Source organism: Methanobrevibacter boviskoreani JH1 (assembly GCF_000320505.1).
GTDB classification, from domain to species: domain Archaea; phylum Methanobacteriota; class Methanobacteria; order Methanobacteriales; family Methanobacteriaceae; genus Methanarmilla; species Methanarmilla boviskoreani.
This window is the reverse complement of the sequence record NZ_BAGX02000017.1, coordinates 1-3,102: the sequence shown is the minus strand read 5'-3', so window position 1 is coordinate 3,102 and position 3,102 is coordinate 1. Positions and strand designations below refer to the sequence as shown.

2 protein-coding genes and 1 rRNA gene are annotated in these 3,102 nt (G+C 23.7%); all 3 read left to right on the top strand.

Features of this window, described 5'->3' with window-relative positions:
• Nucleotides 1-169 precede the first annotated feature (169 nt).
• Nucleotides 170-287, top strand: a 5S ribosomal RNA gene (gene rrf / locus ON24_RS03870).
• Between the two features lie 565 nt (nucleotides 288-852).
• Complete coding sequence (locus tag ON24_RS03865; protein ID WP_040682026.1) at nucleotides 853-2,394, top strand: hypothetical protein; 1,542 nt, start codon at nucleotides 853-855, stop codon at nucleotides 2,392-2,394.
• A 316-nt stretch (nucleotides 2,395-2,710) separates the two neighbouring features.
• Nucleotides 2,711-3,001, top strand: a complete 291-nt coding sequence (locus tag ON24_RS03860; protein ID WP_016358221.1) for a hypothetical protein — start codon at nucleotides 2,711-2,713, stop codon at nucleotides 2,999-3,001.
• Nucleotides 3,002-3,102: the final 101 nt, after the last annotated feature.

Here is a 3,102-nt window from a genome sequence, read left to right as displayed (position 1 = left end):
GTAGTGGATATGTGTTGTTGTGTTTAAGGTAGGATGTGTTCCTATTTTCTTTTATCAATATATTATGGTTAAATGTAAACAGTTAGGGTGAAAATGTAAAGAATGCCTTTTGAAAAAGAAAGGTTTATATACTATTATTTTAATATATTATTATGCTTATAAAAATTAGCTTAGCGGTCATAGTGACAGGGCTACACCTGATCTCGTTTCGATCTCAGAAGTAAAGTCTGTTACGTTTTGTTTAGTACTGTGGAGATATCTACGGGAGTTTCATTTCGCTGCTAGCTTTTTTTTACAGATCATTATATAACATTGTTATATTTTTTTATTCTTTTTTTTAACAATTTCGGTTAATCCATTTTAAAATTGATCTCTTATTTCTATTGGTTTATAGCTAATTTTCTTTAAAGTTTTAAATGTAATTTTTTTTTAAAATTTTATATATTCTTTTTTAAAATATCTAGAATATTTTCATTATTTTCATGATATTTTTATCAATATATAACCTATTTAAAAATTTTTTCTTTCAAAATCACTTCGAAAATTTTAAATAATGTTTAAATGTTATATAACAATAGATATTATAAAATTTTGTGTTTTCGAATTTGTATAATATCATTTGTTAATTTTAAAAATGGTTTTACACCTATTTTTTTGGATAAGGAGCCTTTTATTACTCTTCCCCGTTTTTATGGCTCCATATTCATTTTATTCTTTTGATGACTTTATAAGATTTATCTATTTTTAGGATTTTTATTTAAATATTTTTTAAAATTACTCTTTTTTTAGATAAGGTTTAAATAATAGTGTTATTTATATAATTATTGATATTTTATTAGAACGTGATAAGTTATGGAAAATGAAACAATTGAACTTTTGCATAAATTAGGTATTAACGAAGAATTAGAATATGATGAGTCAATTCCTATATTATCTAATTATTTGTCCTCTAAAGTAAAACAATTATCACAACATCTTTGGCAATTTGAAAATGATACATATATATTAACTATTGATTTTAGTAATAAAACATATGAAAATATTACAAAACCTTATGAGGATATGCCAAGTGAAGGTTATATCTTTGACTTTCATGGTAATGTGATAGATGAGATTAAAGCTAAAGAGTTTAGAAATAAAGAAGATCCTATTATTAATGTCAGACCTTTTATAGGAACAGTACCTGGGACTGACCATAATTTTTATTGGGAATTTGTTAATCCTCAACTTGATAATAAAAACATTATTCTAGAAGGTGATTCCCCATATAAGTTTGAATTGATTAAGAACTTTATTATTGATTTATCAAATAAAAATATCCCGTCTGTTGTAATAGATGCAAATCATAATTTTGATGATTTGGAAGAATTAATACCGGGCAAAGTTTCAAGAAGTGTTAAGATTTCAGCAAAATCTATTGAAAAACCAGATAATAAGGATCGAATTAATGAAAAAATTCTAAGGAAGGTTGGTGAAAAATACCAGGACTTACCTCAGGAAGTCTATGATAATGTAATGAAGGTGGCAAGTAAAAAATCCTTTAATCCTAATTTGAATAATGAACATAAACATAAGGATAAAGTCAATTTCAATCCATTTAGAAGATATTTTGAATATAGTGAAGAGGGTTTTGTTGAGGAGTCAGATTCCTCAGTTGCAAGAAGATTTGTCTTAACATGTTTTAATATATATCCTGAAATTAAATCTAGTGTCCTTAAAGATCTCTATATATTTACAATTAAAGCATTGGCTAAACATAAGAATCTTAATCTTAAACAATTGAAAAATGAGTTAAAATTTGAAAAGGCGGATAATATTGTTGATATATTAAATGATCTTTTTGAAGACGACCCATTCAATAACAGTGGAAAATTTGATTGGTCCTATTTAAACGATTTGTCAGGTAAAGTTAAGATAATAGATATCTCTTCATATAAAGATTCTACTCAAAGGTTTGTTTATGATGTTATTTTAAATGATCTTTGGAATTATAGATTAATGAATGGTTTATGGGAATTTCCTTTCTTCATGGTTTTAGATGATGCAGATAATATTGACTTTTCTATAAATTCAATCATGAAGACTATTTTAGATAGAGGTAAAGAATATGGCTGGTCTATTGCATTTTTAATAAATGGTTTGTTAGAGGAAAACTCTTTTGACATGTTAAATTCAATTAAAGATAGAATTTATTTCAAATCATACGCTAATTGCATAGATTCTAATTATAAATCTATAAAATCACTGGAAAATAGTACTAAGGATTGGAAAAATAAATTAATTAATCTGAAAGGGGATGAATCTATTTTAACAACTCACTTTATAATTAATGAGGATGTTTTATTATCTCCTAAACCTATAGTTGTAAAGATTCCAAAAGCATATAAAAATTAATTTTTTATAATTTTTCAATTCTTTAAACTTTTTTTAAAATGGTTTAAAGCCTTTAATTCTATTTATTTTTTGGTTATTTTCAGTTAAAATCTACTGTTTTCCCCTTAAAATCTATTTTTTTTATTTTTTAATTTTTTTTAAAAATTATTAATTTTCTCTATATTAAATTCTTAAATATTTAAACAATATTTAGATTTTTCATAATCAAATATTAATTTGTATTATTTTACTTAAATTAAAAATCAAAACCTTTATATTAGTTCTTAAACTATTTTCTATATGAAGATTAAAGTCATTTAATTGCGGAGGGGATAAATTGGTAAATAAATATGTTGAATTATTACACAAGTTCAATATTCACGAGAAATTAAATGATGATGAAATTATTCCTAGGTTGGAACATTTTATTGATAGTAAAATTACCATGATTAGACCTGGAATCTATAGATTTGAAAAATCAAATGCTGTTCTTACTGTTAATTTTATAAAAAGGGAGTGTAAGGACGAAATCAAACCAACTAATGAGTCATACGGTAAAAGTTGGATCTTTAATTTTAAAGGAGACAATATTTTGGAATTTACAACAGCTCCAATCTTAAACTTTTAAATTTTTAATTATTACTAAATTATTGTTTCATGTTTTTTTAAATTGATTTTATAATTGTCTTTATTTAAAATTCTTTTTTTTATATTTATTTTAATCTTATA

Coding starts and splice junctions, on each gene's coding strand:
- ON24_RS03865 (WP_040682026.1), top strand. CDS start 853: ATGGAAAATGAAACAATTGAACTTTTGCATAAATTAGGTATTAACGAA.